This window comes from Tamlana crocina, assembly GCF_012037625.1.
Genome location: NZ_JAAVJS010000342.1, coordinates 1 through 407, shown reverse-complemented (window position 1 = coordinate 407; position 407 = coordinate 1). Strand labels below are relative to the sequence as shown.

Genomic DNA, 407 nt, shown 5'->3' with positions numbered 1-407 from the left:
GGCTACATCGTGGAACAGCCAGAAAGCAGTTGCCGAAAATGCGATAAACAACAGCACAATGGTGAAATATTTACTGATTTTGTTGATGAAAGAAGTAAAGGAATCCTCTTTTTTCACCTGGAAAACATCATTGCTCCACAACTTTGTAAGATAACTTTGAGAAACCGATTTTAAAGCTTCCATCTCGATCATCCCGGAAACCTGTCGGCCGCCGGCAAAAAGTTTATCTCCCGATTCCTTTTGAACAGCTTCAGATTCGCCGGTGACAAAACTATAATCAATACGCGCGTTGCCATTGATAAGGATTCCGTCTACAGGGATAAGCTCCTCATTTCTTATGAGGATACGATCTCCTTTTTCAATGTCGTGTACATGTATGCTTTCTTCTTTTCCGTCCGGATTAATTC

At 41.3% G+C, this 407-nt stretch carries 1 protein-coding gene; it reads right to left on the bottom strand.

From position 1 onward, the window contains the following. The coding region (locus tag HC176_RS17025; protein ID WP_483414757.1) for a P-type ATPase actuator domain-containing protein at window positions 1-407 on the bottom strand (407 nt) is incomplete at both ends.